3 protein-coding genes are annotated in these 17,439 nt (G+C 64.6%); all 3 read left to right on the forward strand.

Features of this window, described 5'->3' with window-relative positions:
* Positions 1 to 213 precede the first annotated feature (213 nt).
* The 3 genes from LH407_RS09660 to LH407_RS09670 all read left to right on the forward strand — a co-directional run bounded on the left by LH407_RS09660 (position 214) and on the right by LH407_RS09670 (position 17,280).
* Positions 214 to 5,946 carry a cell wall-binding repeat-containing protein gene (locus LH407_RS09660; RefSeq protein WP_322134200.1) on the forward strand — a complete coding sequence of 1,911 codons (5,733 nt, stop codon included), beginning with the start codon at positions 214 to 216 and terminating at the stop codon, positions 5,944 to 5,946.
* Positions 5,947 to 6,277: 331 nt separating this feature from the next.
* On the forward strand, positions 6,278 to 12,106 hold the full coding sequence (locus tag LH407_RS09665) for a ThuA domain-containing protein (protein WP_322134199.1): 5,829 nt from the start codon (positions 6,278 to 6,280) through the stop codon (positions 12,104 to 12,106).
* Positions 12,107 to 12,462: 356 nt separating this feature from the next.
* Positions 12,463 to 17,280, forward strand: a complete 4,818-nt coding sequence (locus tag LH407_RS09670; RefSeq protein WP_322134198.1) for a cell wall-binding repeat-containing protein — start codon at positions 12,463 to 12,465, stop codon at positions 17,278 to 17,280.
* Positions 17,281 to 17,439: the final 159 nt, after the last annotated feature.

Below are 17,439 nucleotides of genomic sequence, written 5' to 3' on the forward strand. Positions count from 1 at the left end.
AGGACGGGAAAGCGCGGGCAAGCGCACTCGCGAAATGTCCAATCACAGAAGCCGAGTCACGGCGTGCGTCGTTGCAGCGACTGACCGTGACCCGGCTGCCGGTCAGTAGGTGGCCAGCGATAAACCCATTTTCAGGAGCCTATTCTCACTATGGACGGTAACAATCACCCCTCGCGGCCACGGCGCCGCTGGGCTGTAGCGGCCACCGCCGCCATGGCGCTAACCGGAGGGCTGCTTTCCGCAGTCCCGGCAGCAGCGCACGATGGCGTTGATCACTCGACCGAACCAGGAGCCGATTCAGCGCTCGACTGGACCAACTACGAAAAGGCGCTCATCACCAAGGATGTCGGTGAGCCGATCGACCTCGCGATCCTTCCAGACGGTCGCATCATCCATACGGCACGGAACGGAGACATCCGCGTCACCGACCCGTCAACGGGCATTACAACTCTCGCGGCCACCATCCCCGTCTACGCGAATTCCGAAGACGGTCTCCAGACCGTTGCCATCGATCCGGACTTCGAAGAAAACAACTGGGTCTACGTTGTTTATGCGCCCATCGACGCAGACGGCGACGGCAGTCCGGACACTCCGTCCGGCAACGCGCCGAATACCCTTCCTTCAGGACAGGACGCGTCCTACTGGGACCAGTGGGTGGGCGTGAATCGTCTAGCCCGCTTCCAGTGGACAGGAAGCACCATCGACCTTGCGAGCGAGCAAACGATCATCGATATCGAGGTCCAGCGTGGCCAGTGCTGCCACGTAGGTGCTGACATAGATTTCGACGGTGAGGGAAACCTGTACCTGAGCACGGGTGACAACACTCCCGCAAGCACGCCCGGTGCCAACGGATTCGCACCCAACAACGATGCGCCCAACATGAACCCCGGGTTCGATGCGCGTCGCGGGGCGGGAAACACCAACGACCTGCGCGGCAAAATTCTCCGTGTCCACGTCGAGGATGACGGCTCCTACACGATCCCAGAGGGAAATCTCTTCGCACCCGGAACGGAGTTGACGCGCCCCGAGATCTTCGTGATGGGTGTGCGCAACCCGTTCCGCTTGGAGGTTGACCCAGAAACCAACTCCCTCACGTGGGCCGACTACGGCCCGGATGCTAGCGCCGCGACGGCGGCGACCGCGGGACGTGGCCCGATGGGGTACGTCGAGTGGAACGCCGTATCGCTGGATGACCCGCATAACTCGGGCTGGCCCTATGTCACGGGCGACAATTTTGCCTACAACGACTGGGACTTCGCCACCGCAACGCCTGGCGCATTCTTCGACCCCGAAAACCTTGTCAACGACTCGGAATGGAACACGGGCCTGACGGAGATCCCAGACGCGCGCCCGGCAACGCTCTATTACGGCGACGCCCCGGGGCAGCAGCCGTGGGACGAGTTGGTGAACTTCGGTTCCGGTGGCGGTCAGGGCCCCATGGGCGGCCCGGTCTACAGCTACGACGACACGAACCCCTCGCCAACAAAGTTCCCGGAGTATTGGGACGGGAAGGCGTTTATGGGCGAGTTCTCGCAGGATTACATCGCCGCATTTACTGTCGACTGGGCGGACACGTTTGGCGTGACCCACATCGAGGACTTCCTGCCCAACTCCTTCTTGACCGGAGCGGGGCAGCCGATCCACGACAACCCCATGGACATGGAGTTTGGTCCGGACGGTTCCCTCTACGTACTCGAGTACGGAGACGGCTTCTTCCAACAGAACCCCGACAGCGGGCTCTACCGGATCTCCTACACCCAGGGCAACCTTGCACCGCAGGCCAGCTTCACAGCAACCCCGTACTCGTCGTCGGCGCCTCCCCTCGAGGTGACCTTCGACGCGTCTACATCGTCCGACCCTGAGGGCGGAGACCTCACCTTCGAGTGGGATTTCAATGGCGATGGCACCTACGAGGCGACGGGCGTAACGGCGGCCCACACCTACACCGAGGTCGGCGCCTACGACGCTGTCCTCCGGGTGACGAACGAGTTGGGGCTGTTCGCCCTCACGAGCAGGCAGATTTCGGTCGGCAACCAGGCCCCGACGGTCACGGTGGAGTTCCCCGGTAACGGTGGGTTCTTCGACTGGGGTCAGGACATCCCCTACAGCATCACGACGGACGACCCCGAGGACGGAACGGATACCGAGTGCTCTCGAGTCGCGTGGACGTACGGGCTCGGTCACGATGAGCACGCCCATCCGGAAGAATCTGGCACCGGCTGCACGGGTGTGTGGCCCACCGACGCCAACTCTCCCGAGCACGGTCCAGGCGCGCTACTGTATGGCGCTGTCGTCGTCACGTACGAGGACGAGGGGGCAGAGTCTCTTCCGCCCGCTGTCGGTGAGGCTTCGATCCGTTTGAACCCGAAACTGCAGCAGGCCGAGCACGCGGCGCAGCGCGAGGGCGTCACCGTCGTGGAGGATGCCACGGCATCCGGCGGCTCTGCCGTCCAAGGTTTCGGCCCCGGCGACTTCCTCACCTACACACCCGTGAACTTCTCCGGTATCACCGGGGCGGTCGTGCGGGCCAGCGGTGCGGGAACGGTCAGCCTCCACTGGGGTCCGCCGGATCACGCTGCCGCATTCGCGACAGCCACGATCCCGGCTGGCGCCGGATGGCAGGACGTGGAGATCGAGTTCACTCCGCCGGTGGGTACCGGCGAGCTCTACGTCTCATCGTCGACGGAGCTGTCGCTGGACTCGATCACGATGGTCGGTGACGGAGTCGCAGTACCGGAGGAAGAGCCGGAGCAGTGCGTCGGGGGTCTCTCTGACGAGTTCGTCGGTAGTGAGCTCGATCAGGATCGCTGGGAAGTCCTGAACCCCGACGGGTCGATCGTGGTAGCCAATGGCAGCCTGACGATGCCGATCTCAAGGACGGACTTCTACGGCACGAACAACACGACGGTTCCGAACCTCGTGCTCCAGCCGCTGCCGGACGGGCCGTTTACGGCGACGACGAAGGTGACAGCCGATCTTGCCGCCTCCTGGCAGCAGGCCGGACTCGTGATCTTTGACGACCCAGACAACTACGCGAAAATCGCGCTGCAGCACACGGCCACTGCCGGTGAGCGTCGCATGCAGTTCCTCCGCGAGGTTGCCGGGGCGCCCAACGAGGTCGCCGCGACGTCGAACGTCGCGGTGGCAGCGAACTTCCCGGACACCTACTGGGTGCGCCTGACAAGTTCGGACGGCGTAAGCCTCAATGCCGCGTTCTCGGCGGACGGCATCACCTTCACGAACATGCCCGAGACGAAGTCTCTTGCCGGGATGGTCGACCCGAAGGTCGGTCTGCTCGCCGTTGCGGGCACCAATGCTCCGGCGACGCTGGTTCCCGCAAGCTTCGACTTCTTCCACGTCACGCCGGACGAGGCAGCCGGGGCCCCGGGCCCGGATGACGAGTTCGACGGGACGGAGCTGGAGACGTGCCGCTGGACGGTGGTGAACGAGGATACGGAGCTTTACGGCGTTGCCGACGGGGCCCTGAGGATCCAGACCACGCCGACCGACTTCTACCAGGCCAACAACACCGCGGTTCCGAACCTGATCCTGCAACCGCAGCCGGGTGACGACTGGGTTGTCGAGACTAAGGTGGACGGCGCTCAGCTCAACCAGCAGTACCAGCAGGGTGGAATCATCCTGTATGGCGACGAGGACAACTACGCGAAGATCAACTTCATGACGCCCAACACCGCAGGTTCCGCGGTGACCCGACGCATCGAGATGCGCAGTGAGGTGAACGCAGCGATCCAGAACCCGCAACCGCAGGCAACGGTGACCGGCTCCACGTGGCTGCTGCGACTCGAGAAGTCCGGTACGACGTTCACGGGGTCCTACAGCGCCGATGGTGCAACATGGACGACCTTCGCTTCCGTCCAGAACCCGAACCTGGCAGATGCCATGGTCGGTGTTTACGCGCTCGCCTCGTCCTCTCAGCAGGCCTCGGCCCCGGTGTTCTTCGACTACTTCCGCGTACTCGCTGAGGATCCGGTGGACGAGACTGCTCCGACGGTTCAGGCCAGTGTCGACGATCGCACCGTGACGATCACGGCTTCGGATGCTGGAAGCGGTGTGGCGTCGGTGGAGTATCAGTTGCCAGGCGGTGAGTGGACGGTGTACACCACTCCGTTCGACGTGCCGGGTACTGACGCTGTGACGGTCTCCTTCCGTGCAACGGATGTCGCGGGCAACGTCTCGACGGTGGCTACCGTCAACGTGGCCGCCGAGCCGGGCGAGGATCGAGTTCTCATTCCCGTTGATCAAGTCTCGATGGGTATGTACTCGTTGGGCCCGTGGGTCAACGCGGAGGGACTGGAGCCTGTGCTGGGACGACTGTCCGAGATCGGCTTTGAGAACATCGAGCCGTACGGAGCCAACTTCACCGGGTACACCGCTCAGCAGTTCCGAGCGCTTACCGACGGGCTTGATCTGAGCGTTCCGAGTTCGCACTACAACGTGAACGAGGCGACGTTCGACACCACGCTCGCGTACGTCGAGACTCTCGGCCAGGAGTACGTCGGCTCTGGTGGGTTCGCTGCTCCCGGCATCGGCTCGTATGCGAACACGTTGGCTACGGCCGAGACGATGAACCGTCTGGGTGAGCGTTCAGTGGCCGCCGGCGTTGGCAAGTTCTTCGGCCATAACCATGCGAGCGAGTTCACAACTCAGTACACCCACGACGGTGAGCTGATGTCGGCGTGGGAGATTCTTGTCGCCGAGACGAACCCGGAGTGGGTGACCTTCCAGCTCGATGTTGCGTGGGCTACCGATGCAGGGGTGGATGCCGCGGCACTCATCACCGAGTACGCAGACCGCATCGACCTTCTCCATGTCAAGGACGCGGTGAACCTCAACAGTGCGGGAAACCCGTCGTTCCGAAACCTTGGCGAGGGTAACGTTCCCCTCCAGGAGATTCTCGCCGCTGGTGTCGCCGCTGACATCGATTACTTCGTAATGGAGTACGACGTAGCCGCCGACGGTGAAAGCTTCGCGGCCGAGGGCTTCGAGTACCTGACCGGCATTCCGGCCGGTACGGGCGAGGAGGAGACTGTGGTCGACCGTATCGCGGGCGCCAACCGCTACGAGGTCGCGGTGAACATCTCGCAGGCCGCATACCCGGAGACCGCCCCGGTGGTCTACGTTGCCAGCGGCGAGAACTACCCGGATGCGTTGTCGGCAGGTCCTGCCGCGGCGTTCGAGGGTGGTCCGCTGCTCCTCGTCAAGCCGGGCGAGCTCCCGGCCGTGATCGGTGCGGAGATTGCGCGACTGGCTCCGGAGAAGATCGTGGTGGTCGGTGGGCCGGCATCCGTGGATGACGACGTCTTCTACGAGCTGTCGGGTATGGCCGCTGAGACGGTGCGTATCGCCGGTGCCAACCGTTTCGAGGTCTCTCGTAACGTCGCACAGTACGCCTTCGGTGACGAGGTGCCACTCGCCTACATCGCGACGGGGGAGAAGTTCCCCGATGCGCTGACGGCCGGTGGTGCAGCCGGTTCGCAGGACGCTCCCGTCATCCTCGTGAGGGGTTCTGCTGCGGATCTGGATGACGCGACGGCGGCTCTGCTCGCCGACTTCGGTACAACGCAGACGCGAGTCCTCGGTGGCTCCGCCTCGGTGTCGCCCGGGGTCTTCAGCGACATCAAGGCGCTCACCGCGGCGACGCGACTGGGCGGGGCTGATCGGTATGAGGCGGCGCGCGCGATCAACGCTGACGCCTTCACCTCCGCCGACCGGGCATTCATCGCGACCGGGTTGAACTTCCCGGATGCGCTCGCGGGTTCCGCGTGGGCTGCCGCATCGGCTTCGCCGATGTACGTGGCTCCCGGTTCGTGCATCACTCCGGGTGTCCTGGCGGACCTGGAGATGCTCGGAGTGACCCACGTCACCCTCCTGGGTGGCGAGGCGTCGCTGACTCCGGATGTCTTCGCGCTCACACCATGCGCATGATGAGGTAGCCGACCCAGTCGACCGATCAAGGGCCGTCGTGGTCGCCGGGACTTGTTCCCGCGATCACGGCGGCCCTTTGGCGATGTCCGAAGCACGCATCGCCGCTGAGGGCGAATAGCTCAGTGGATGCGGATCGCGCCCCCAAAGCTGGGGGAATTTGTTGCGCAATAGTCGGTTTATGTTCAAAGCGAGCGAATAGTTGCTTGCCGGTCAACATATCAACTACCGTGAGTGAAGTTCGGTCATCGTTGACATGGGCCTCTCCTGTGCGCGCTGACCGGCATCCCGTCACAGTGCAGTGGCGGTAGCCACCCAACTAGGAGAGATTCTGTTGAGAGCTCAATCCCATTCCCCCACGATCAGGCGATGGACGGCAGCGGCGGTAACGTCGGCCCTCGTCGCCAGCGGGTTGGCCTTCCTGGCCGCCCCCGCCGCCGCAGTAGAAGCGGCACCAGCGGCAGCAGCCGCACCGGGCGACGCCTTCAAGGCGCTCGTCTTCTCCAAGACCGCTGGCTTCCGGCATGGATCCATTCCGTCCGGTATCGCCGCGATCGAACAGCTCGGTATCGACAACAACTTCGAGGTTGACGCGACCGAAGATGCTGCGGACTTCACCGAAGAAAACCTCGCGCAGTATGACGTCGTCATCTGGCTGTCGACCACGGGCGACGTACTCAACGACGACCAACAGGCCGCCTTCGAGGACTACATCGAGTCCGGTGGTGGATACGCGGGTATCCATGCTGCGTCCGACACCGAGTACTCGTGGCCGTGGTACGGCGGTCTCGTCGGTGCGTACTTCTCTGCGCACCCGCAGAACCAGACCGCGACCATCAAGGTCGAGGACAAGGTCCACCCGTCGACAGCCCACCTCGATGACCGCTGGGTCCGATACGACGAGTGGTACAACTACCAGACCAACCCGCGCGGCGACGTGCACGTGCTCGCCTCCCTCGATGAGACCACGTACACCGCAGGCACGGGCGCGATGGGCGCTGATCACCCGATCGCGTGGTGCCAGAACTATGAGGGCGGACGCTCCTGGTACACCGGTGGTGGCCACACCAATGAGTCGTTCGCCGAGCCGGCATTCCTCCAGCACCTTCTCGGCGGAATTCAGACAGCAGCAGGGGTCGCCGACGGACAATGCGCGGCGACGCAGGATGACAGCTACCAGCTGGTCCAGTTGCTGGGCGAGACCAACAACCCCATGATGCTCGAGGTCACCGACGACGGCGACGTCTTCTACGTCGAGCGGGACGGACGCATCCGCCTCATCGACGGAGAGACCCTCGTGACCACGACGGCTCTCACACTCAGCGTCTTCCTCGAGAACGAGGACGGCCTGCAGGGTATGGTGCTCGACCCCGAGTTCGACACGAACGGCTGGATCTACGCTTACTGGTCCCCGGCCAACGTTGGCTCGTACGGTCCGCACAATGCTCTATCGCGGTTCACCTACAACCCCGACACACGCATCATCGACCCGGCGAGCCGAGTCGACCTGCTGCGGGTGCCCGTTCAGCGCGACGAGTGCTGTCACGTCGGTGGAGACATGATCTTCGACAATGACGGCAACCTCATTCTCGTCACCGGTGACAACACCAACCCGCACGCGTCCAGCGGCTACTCGCCCATGGACGGGCGCGCAGGTCGCGAGGCGTGGGACGCCCGCCGTTCCTCGGGCAACACGAACGACCTCCGCGGAAAGGTGCTGCGCATCACCCCGCAAGCCGACGGAACGTACACGATCCCCGAGGGCAACCTCTGGGCCCCCGGCACCGCGCAGACTCTCCCCGAGATCTACGCGATGGGCTTCCGCAACCCGTTCCGCATCGACATCGATCGCGGAACGGGTAATCTCCTGGTCGCCGACTACGGACCGGATGCTGCCAACGACAGCCCCACGCGCGGGCCGGGTAACCGGGTCGAGTGGAACATCGTCTCCGAGCCCGGAAACTACGGCTGGCCGTTCTGCACCGACCGTTGCTACAACCGGTACAACTTCGCGACGAACCAGGCCGGCGAGGTCTACGACCCGGAGAACCTGGTCAACGACTCTCCGCACAACACGGGACTGACCCAGCTCCCGGACGTGATCTTCCCGGAGATCTGGTACAACTACGCGGGCAACCCGGCCTTCCCCGAGATCGGTGGTGGTGGCGCCCCCATGGCAGGGCCGACCTACCAGTTCGACCCCGAGCTCGAGTCGGACGTCAAGTGGCCTGAGTACTGGGACGGCAAGGCGCTCCTCGGTGAGTGGAACACCGGCAAGGTGTTCAGCATTCAGCTCGACGAGGAAACCGGAACGGACATCATCGACATCAACCGGGTTCTGCCGGGCATCCTCGATCCGTCCGCCGGCTTCGCTCGCGCGATGGACCTCACGTTCGGCCCCGACGGTGCGCTCTACGTCATCGACTGGGGTAACTCGTTCTGGGGTAACAACGCCGACTCCGGCATCTACCGCGTCGAGTACACCCAGGGCGACCCGTCGCCGATCGCGCGCGCGGCGTCGGATGTCACGTCCGGCGGCAACCCGCTCGAGGTGCAGTTCAGCTCGGATGGTTCGCGCCACCCGGCTGGGCTTCCGATCACGTACTCGTGGGACTTCGGTGATGGTGCAACCTCCACCGAGGAGAACCCCGTGCACACCTACACGGTCAACGGCCAGTACACCGCGACCCTCACCGTCTCCGACGGCGAGCGAACCGGACAGTCGACCGTCACCGTCACCGTCGGTAACGCGATGCCGGAGGTCTCCGTCGTCTTCCCCGACAACGGTGGCTTCTTCGAGTGGGGCGACCAGGTGCGCTACGAGATCGTCGTGAACGACCCGGACGGCGAGTTCATCTGCGAGAACGTGACGGTGCACCCTGCTCTCGGCCACGACTCCCACGCTCACCCCATGGAGGTGCTGGAGGGCTGTGAAGGCTTCATCCAGACCACTCGCGATGACGGCCACGGTCTCGACGCGAACATCTTCTGGGTGATCGAGGGTCGGTACACCGACGACGGCGGCGATGCGGGCATCCCGCTCACGGGCTTCGGCGGCAACATCCTGCAGCCCAAGCGCATCCAGTCGGAGTACTTCACCTCGACGGGACGCCTCGCTGGCAGCACGAGCACCGGTGACCCCGGCGTGCAGATCCAGGCGACGGAGGACGTCGACGGCCTCAACAACATCGGCTACATCGAACCCGGCGACTGGTGGGCTCACGAGCCGATCAGCTTCTACGAGATCGAGTCGCTCAAGATGCGTGTCGCCTCCAACAACAACCCGGGTGTCGTCTCGGTGCGGTGGGGTGCTCCGGATGGTCCAGAGCTCGGCCAGATCTCCGTCCCGAACACGGGCGGATGGCAGAGCTGGCAGACCACGCCGGCACTCACCCTCCCGGAGAGCGCGTACCAGGGTTCCGGAACGCTGTACTTCGTGCTCCTCTCCGGTGGCATCAACGTCAACTGGATGGAGGTCGAGGGTCGCGGTGTGACGAACAACGTGCGCCCGAGTGTGCAGCTGACCGTCGACACCACGTCCGGTGAAGGCCCCCTTGAAGTGAATGCTTCGGTCGTGGCATCCGATCCCGACGGCGAGCCCGGCGACGAGCTCACCTACCAGTGGGATCAGGGCACGGGCGACGGCTTCCAGCCGGGTACCGCGAGCGAAAGCTTCACGTACACCGAGCCGGGAACCTGGCGTCTGACGGTGCGAGTGACGGATGCCGGTGGCGCCTACAACGACGCCTACCGCGAGATCACCGTCGTCGAGCCGCAGCCGACCCAGTGCTTCGCGGGTCGCTCGGACGACTTCCTCGGTACGGAGCTCGACGAGAACCGGTGGGAGGTGCTGAACCGCGACCAGTTCCTGTCGGTCGCCAACGGCAGCCTCACGATGCCGATTTCGCGCACGGACTTCTACGGCGCTAACAACACGACGGTTCCGAACCTCGTGCTGCAGCCGCTGCCGGATGGTCCGTTCACCGTGACGACCAAGATCACCGCTGATCTCGCCGCCAGCTGGCAGCAGGCCGGTCTCGTGATCTACGACACCCCGGACAACTACGCCAAGATCTCGTTGCAGCACACCAGCAACCCGAACGAACGGCGTATGCAGTTCCTGCGTGAGGTCAACGCGGCTCCGAATGAGGTCGACGCCTCGAACGTCATCGTTCCGACGACGTTCCCGGACACCTACTGGGTGCGTCTGACGAGCACGGACGGGTCGAACCTGACCGCGTCGTACTCTGCGGACGGTCTGACCTTCCTGCCGATGTCCCAGACGAAGTCGATCGCCGACCTCGTGAACCCGAAGATCGGCCTCCTGGCCGTCGCGGGTACCGGGGCTCCGACGACGCTCGTTCCTGCGAGCTTCGACTGGTTCCACATCACGCCGGATGACACGGCGACGACGGGACCGGACGACGAGTTCGACGGCACGGCGCTCGACGCCTGCCGGTGGGACGTGGTGAACGAGAACACCGAGCTGTACGAGGTGGCGAATGGATCCCTGCGGATCCAGACGACCGCCACGGACTTCTACCAGGGCAACAACACCCCGGTTCCGAACCTGATCCTGCAGCCGCAGCCGGGTGAGAACTGGGTTGTCGAGACCAAGGTGGATGGCACGGCGTTCGACCGTCAGTACCAGCAGGGCGGAATCATCCTGTACGGCGATGAGGACAACTACGCGAAGGTCGACTACATGACGACCAACGCGGCTGGTGCCACCGTCAACCCCGTCGTCGAGATGCGGAGCGAGGTGAACGCGTCGATTCAGAACCCGCAACCGCAGGATGATGTCACGCGAGTGCCTCACTACCTGCGACTCGAGCGTGCCGGTACGACCTTCACCGGTTCGTACAGCACGGATGGCGTCAACTGGACCGTGTTCGAGTCGGTGCAGAACCCGAACCTCGCGAACGCGCGCCTCGGTGTGTACGCGCTGGGTGCTTCTCAGACCGCGTCAGCGCCGGCGTACTTCGACTACTTCCGGGTTGTCCCGGCGGAGCCGGAGGACACCACCGCGCCGACCGTGTCGGGTAGCGCAACGGGCCGCACGGTCACGGTGACCGCTGAGGACACCGAGTCCGGTGTTGCCTCGATCGAGTACCAGTTGCCGGGTGGTCAGTGGACCGCGTACACGGCGCCCTTCGAGGTGCCGGGTACGGATGCCGTGACGGTGTCGATCCGTGCGACCGACAATGCGGGCAACGTCTCCATCGTGGGTTCGGTGCAGGTCGCAGGAGTCGGCGATCCGGATGTTGTGGTCGACCGTATCGCGGGCGCCAACCGCTACGAGGTCGCGGTGAACATCTCGCAGGCCGCATACCCGGAGACCGCCCCGGTGGTCTACGTTGCCAGCGGCGAGAACTACCCGGATGCGTTGTCGGCAGGTCCTGCCGCGGCGTTCGAGGGTGGTCCTCTGCTCCTCGTCAAGCCGGGCGAGCTCCCGGCCGTGATCGGTGCGGAGATTGCGCGACTGGCTCCGGAGAAGATCGTGGTGGTCGGTGGGCCGGCATCCGTGGATGACGACGTCTTCTACGAGCTGTCGGGTATGGCCGCTGAGACGGTGCGTATCGCCGGTGCCAACCGTTTCGAGGTCTCTCGTAACGTCGCACAGTACGCCTTCGGTGACGAGGTGCCACTCGCCTACATCGCGACGGGGGAGAAGTTCCCCGATGCGCTGACGGCCGGTGGTGCAGCCGGTTCGCAGGACGCTCCCGTCATCCTCGTGAGGGGTTCTGCTGCGGATCTGGATGACGCGACGGCGGCTCTGCTCGCCGACTTCGGTACAACGCAGACGCGAGTCCTCGGTGGCTCCGCCTCGGTGTCGCCCGGTGTCTTCAGCGACATCAAGGCGCTCACCGCGGCGACGCGACTGGGCGGGGCTGATCGGTATGAGGCGGCGCGCGCGATCAACGCTGACGCCTTCACCTCCGCCGACCGGGCATTCATCGCGACCGGGTTGAACTTCCCGGATGCGCTCGCGGGTTCCGCGTGGGCGGCCGCATCGGCTTCGCCGATGTACGTGGCTCCCGGTTCGTGCATCACTCCGGGTGTCCTGGCGGACCTGGAGATGCTCGGAGTGACCCACGTCACCCTCCTGGGTGGCGAGGCGTCGCTGACTCCCGCCGTCTTCGCTCTCACGCCGTGTGCATGACGAGGTAGATGACGTAGTCACCTGAACAGAGGCCGCCACGGCCGTCGGAATTTCGAATCCGGCACCGTGGCGGCCTTTGTTTCGTCTAGAAGCAGCTTTTGATTGACCTGCGCCATAAATGCGGGTTAGGTTGGGAGCAGGTTCTACCCCCGTTTAGGGGTAGAACGGCAAGACAACGGAGTCGAGGTGCACGAACGCTCGACGGCGAGCTGAGGGGAGGCGGCACCCGCGCTTCGGCGCACACGCAAGTACTCACAAAAAAAGCCGAGACACGACATGTGTCGTTGCAGCGACGTCGTGACTCGGCAGTCGACCAAAGATGGCCGACAGAACCCCTAACAGGAGCACTTTTCATCATGAACTATACGCATTCCCGCTCGCGAGCGCTTCGGCGCCCGTGGGCTGTTGCCGCAGCAGCAGCGCTGGGGCTGTTCGCTGGGCTACTGACCTCACCCGCCGCGGCACATGACGGTGTCGATCACGACGCAGAACCCGGCGCTGAATCCGCGCTGGACTGGAGCAACTACGAGAAGGTGCTCATCACCCGCGACGTGGGGGAGCCGATCGATCTGGCGATCCTGCCCGACGAGCGGATCATCCACACCGCCAGAAATGGTGACCTCCGGCTCACCGATCCGTCGACCGGTGTCACGGATGTCGTAGCTACACTTCCCGTCTATGCGAACTCCGAAGACGGCCTTCAGACGGTGGCACTCGACCCCGGCTTCGACGAGAACAGCTGGGTCTACCTCGTCTACGCTCCCCTCGACGCCGACGGCGACGGGGTTCCGGATACTCCGACCGGCTCGGCGCCACAGATGCTCCCCGAGGGGGAGACCGTCGAATACTGGGACCAGTGGCTCGGCGTCAACCGACTGAGCCGCTTCGAATGGACCGGTGACACTATCGACCTCGCGAGCGAGCAGGTGATCCTCGACATCGAGGTGCAGCGCGGACAGTGCTGCCACGTGGGTGCCGACATCGACTTCGACGCCGACGGCAATCTCTACCTCAGCACCGGGGATAACACTCCGGCGAGCACACCCGGCGCGAACGGGTTCGCGCCCAACAACGACGCGCCGGGCATGAACCCCGGCTTCGATGCACGTCGTGGAGCCGGGAACACCAACGACTTGCGTGGCAAGATCCTGCGCATTCACGTCGAGGACGACGGTTCATACACGATCCCCGATGGCAACCTCTTCGAACCCGGAACCGAGCTGACGCGCCCCGAAATTTTTGTCATGGGTGTGCGCAACCCGTTCCGGATCGAAGTGGACCCGCAAACGAACTCGCTGTCGTGGGCCGACTACGGTCCGGATGCCAGTGCTGCAGTCGCCGAGACTGCTGACCGCGGACCGATGGGACTCGTCGAGTGGAACGTGGTCGCTCTTGACGACCCCCACAACGGTGGCTGGCCCTTCGTGACGGGCGACAATTTCGCGTACAACGATTGGGACTTCGCCACGGGCACTCCCGGCGGGTTCTTCGATCCGGACAACCTCGTGAACGATTCCGCGTGGAACACCGGTCTCACGGAACTGCCGCCGGCTCGACCCTCCACCCTCTACTACGGCGACTCCCCGGGCGACCAGCCGTGGGACGAGTTGGTGAACTTCGGTTCCGGATCGGGACAGGGGCCCATGGGCGGCCCCGTGTACCACTTCGACGAGTCCAACCCGTCGGAATCCAAACTGCCGGAGTACTGGGACGGCAAGGCCTTCATGGGGGAGTTCTCCCAGGACTACGTCGCCGCCTTCACCGTGGATTGGGATGCCTTCGACGTCACGCACATCGAGGACTTCCTTCCCAACGCCGCACTGAGTGCGGCCAACCAGCCGATTCACGACAACCCCATGGATCTGGAGTTCGGGCCGGATGGCGCGATGTACACGCTCGAGTACGGTGACGGGTTCTTCCGTGCCAACCCCGACGCTGGCCTCTACCGCATCTCCTACGCCGAGGGGAACAAGTCGCCGCAGGCGAGCTTCACGGCGACCCCGAGTTCGTCGTCGGCTGCGCCCCTCGAGGTGACGTTTGACGCTGGAGCATCCACCGACCCGGATGGCGACAGCCTCACGTACGAGTGGGACTTCGACGGTGACGGCAGCTTCGACGCCGAGGGGGTGACCGCCTCGCACACGTACACCGAGCTGGGCGCGTACACGGCTCGGCTCCGGGTGGCCGATGACGGTGGCAAGTTCGGCCTCACGAGTCGCCAGATCTCGGTGGGTAACCAGGCCCCAACGGTGATCGCCGACTACCCGGGCAACGGGGGCTTCTTCGATTGGGGCCAGGCCATTCCGTTCAGCATCTCGACCGAGGACGCCGAGGACGGTGCCGAGACCGTGTGTTCACGTGTGGCATGGACCTACGGTCTGGGCCATGACGAGCACGCCCACCCTGAGGTTTCGGGCACGGGGTGCACCGGTTCGTTCCGAACCGACCCCAACTCGCCAGAGCACGGGCCGGGCGCTCTCCTCTACGGAGCGGTCGTCGTCACGTACACGGACAACGGTGCCGGCGGTCTCCCGCCGGCAACGGGCGAGACGACGATCCGTCTCAACCCCAAACTGCAGCAGGCCGAGCACGCGATCCAGCGTGAGGGTGTCACCGTGGTGGCGGATGACGCGGCATCCGGTGGATCCGCCGTCGAGGGACTCGGCGATGGCGACTTCGTCGCCTTCGACCCGGTGAACTTCTCGGGAATTAGCGGTGCGGTGGTTCGTGCATCCGGGGCGGGCACGGTCGACCTCCGGTGGGGTTCGGCCGACGCTGAACCGTTCGCGACCGCGACGATCCCCGCAGGCAATGACTGGCAGGATGTGGAGATTTCGTTTGCCGCTCCCGAAGGGTCCGGTGCGCTGTACGTGACCTCGCCGTCCGACCTCGCGCTCGATTCGATCGAGATGGTCGGCGACGGTGTCGCTGACGTCCAGGCGCCCGAGGTTGCGCACACTCTTGCGCCCGCCGTTGCCGGCGGCGTGGGAGGCGTGTTCAACGAGCCTGTGCGGTTCTCGGTGCAGGCCAGCGACAATGGGGCCATTCAGTCGGTCCAGTACTCGCGTGACGGCGGTGTCACATGGCTGAACCTTTCCGCGAACCAGCAGTACGGTGTCACGTTCAACGAAAACGGCGAGTATTCGCTCACCTATCGCGCGACGGACGCTGGCGGGAATGTCTCGGAGCTCGGCTCGGTCTCCTTCACCATCGATCTGGAGGCCGCGGACGCGGATCTGACTCCGCCGACGGTGTCGGCGACGGTCGATGGCCGCACCGTGACCATCACGGCCGAGGACGAGGGTAGTGGTGTCGACTCGATCGAGTACCGCCTCGCGGGCGACGCCGAGTGGACCACCTACGAAGCTCCGTTCACGGTTCCCGGGGAGGGTGCGGTCACCGTGACGTTCCGGGCGACCGACGTCGAGGGCAATGTGAGCACAACCGGTTCGGTTGTCGTGGGCGGCGACGGACGGATCCTGCTGCCGGTCGACAAGGTCTCACTGCAGATGTTCTCCCTCACTCCGTGGGTGAGCCAGGACGGTCTCGTGCCGGTGCTGGAGCGGCTCTCCGAGATCGGCTTCGAGAACATCGAGCCCTTCGGAAGCAACTTCACCGGGTACACGGCCGAGCAATTCCGCGCCCTCACCGATGATCTCGGCCTGCGGGTTCCGAGTTCGCACCACAACGTGAACGAGGCGACCTTCGACGCGACACTGGAGTTCGTTCGTACGCTCGGTCAGGAGTATGTCGGTTCCGGCGGGTTCGCCTCGCCCGGTATTGGCACCTACGAGAACACGCTCGCGACGGCCGAAACCATGAACAGGCTGGGTGAGCGGTCGGTGGCCGCAGGCATCGGCAAGTTCTTCGGCCACAACCACGCTGGCGAGTTCACAACGCAGTACGAGCACGACGGACAGATGATGTCGGCGTGGGAGATCCTCGTTGCCGAGACGAACCCCGAGTGGGTGACGTTCCAGCTCGATGTGGCGTGGGCGGCTCACGCCGGGGTGGATGTCCCGGCTCTGATCGATCAGTACGCGGATCGCATCGACCTTCTCCACGTGAAGGATGCCGTGAACCTGGGTGGCTCCGGCAGCCCGTCGTTCCGCAACCTGGGCGAGGGTGATGTTCCCCTGCAGGAGATCCTCGCCGCGGGTGTTGCAGCAGACGTCAACTACTTCGTGATGGAGTACGACCGTGCTGCCGACGGCGAGAGTTTCGCCGCCGATGGGTTCGAGTACCTCACCGGCATTCCCGCGGGTTCGGGTGATGTGGTTGTGGATCGGGTCGCGGGTGCCAACCGCTACGAGGTCTCGGTCAACATCTCGCAGGCCGCATACCCGGAGACCGCCCCGGTGGTCTACGTGGCGAGCGGCGAGAACTACCCCGATGCGCTGTCGGCGGGTCCCGCCGCGGCCTTCGAGGGCGGTCCTCTCCTGCTGGTGAAGCCGGGTGAACTGCCGGGTACCGTCGGTGCGGAGATCGAGCGACTGGCCCCAGAGAAGATCGTGGTTGTCGGAGGGCCAATGTCCGTCGATGACGACGTCTTCTACGAGCTGTCGGGTATGGCCGAGGAGACGATCCGTGTCGCCGGTGCCAACCGTTTCGAGGTTTCTCGAAATGTCGTGGAGTACGCCTTCGGCGACGAGGTTCCTCTTGCTTACATCGCGACGGGGGAGAAGTTCCCCGATGCGCTGTCGGCTGGTGGTGCGGCCGGTGCGCAGGATGCTCCGGTGATCTTGGTCCAGGGTTCCGCCTCGGATCTGGATGACGCGACCGCAGCACTGCTGGCTGACTTGGGCACAACGCAGACGCGGGTCCTGGGTGGCTCGGCGTCGGTGTCGCCGGGTGTCTTCAGCGACATCAAGGCGCTCACAACCGCGTTGCGTCTCGGTGGAGCGGATCGGTACGAGGCGGCGCGAGCCGTCAACGCCGACGCCTTCTCCTCGGCTGACCGCGCGTTCGTTGCGACCGGGTTGAACTTCCCGGACGCGCTCGCGGGCTCGGCGTGGGCGGCAGCGTCGGCATCCCCGATGTACGTGGCTCCCGGCACCTGCGTCACGGCGGGAGTCTTGGCCGACCTGGAGATGCTGGGTGTGACTCACGTGACTCTCCTGGGTGGCGAGGCTTCGTTGAGTCCGGATGTCTTCTCGCTCACGCCGTGCGCGTGATGAGGTAGACAACTCGGTCGGTTAGGCACAGGCCGTCACGGTGTCGGGGATGCACTTCCCCGAGGTCGTGGCGGCCTGTGCCGTATTCCGGCACCAAGAATCGTTATGCGATCGCATCCGTTTTCCACGCCCACTTTCAGGATGTGTGCAACATAAAGG

Source organism: Antiquaquibacter oligotrophicus, assembly GCF_020535405.1.
Lineage (GTDB): Bacteria > Actinomycetota > Actinomycetes > Actinomycetales > Microbacteriaceae > Rhodoglobus > Rhodoglobus oligotrophicus.